The organism is Calidithermus terrae, assembly GCF_003574345.1.
Taxonomy (GTDB): domain Bacteria; phylum Deinococcota; class Deinococci; order Deinococcales; family Thermaceae; genus Calidithermus; species Calidithermus chliarophilus.
The window spans coordinates 1-715 of record NZ_QXDL01000462.1; the positions used below are offsets into that span (position 1 = coordinate 1).

A 715-nucleotide genomic window follows, 5' to 3' on the forward strand; every position below is an offset into this window, starting at 1 on the left:
CCTTCCCTCCCCGCGTGCGGGGAGGGGGTATCCCCCCCAGCCCCCCTTGTTAAGGGGGGTGACAAGGCGTTTTGCGTTTGGCGTTTTGCGTTTGGCGTCTGGCGCACGACGTAGGACGTACGCCGCACGACCTTCGCTGTGCGCCCGGCTACCGGCGTTCCCGGCACATCCCCCGCAGCTTCGGATAGTCCACCTTGGTGCCGAGCCTCGAGTCCAGCGGGATCCGCGCGACCGGGCGCACCTCGTGCAACCCCGCCCACTCGAGCGCCCCCGCCAAGCCCGCCGCGTCGGGCGTGCCGCGCCACTCCACGAACAGCACCCGCCGCTCCCCGCAGCCCGCCAGGGCCGCGCGCTCCACGCCGGGGAAGAACTGGGCCGCCACCTCCACGGCGAAGGGGTAGAGGTCGCCCGCGCGGGCCGAGCAGCGGCCCAGCAGCCACAGCCGGCCCTGCGCGTCGAAGTAGCCCGCGTCGCCGGTGCGGTGCCAGACGGTGCCGGTGGCCGGGTCGCGCCACTTGGTCTCGGCGTCGCCCACGCCCCCCAGGTAACCCCCCAGCACGTGGCCCCCGCTCACCACGATCTCGCCGGGCTCCCCGGGCGGCAGGGCGCCGGCCAGGAGCTCGGCCTCGCAGGCGTAGGGCAGCGGCTCGCCGAAGCGGTCGGGGAGCACCCGCAGCCGCACCTGCGGCACCGGGAGCCCGGCGAGATCGTGGTG

Annotated in this window: 1 pseudogene; it reads right to left on the reverse strand. The window is 75.1% G+C overall.

What is annotated here, in order from left to right:
• Positions 1-148: 148 nt before the first annotated feature.
• Positions 149-715 (reverse strand): annotated as a pseudogene (locus Mterra_RS21585) (AMP-binding protein); the annotation flags it as partial.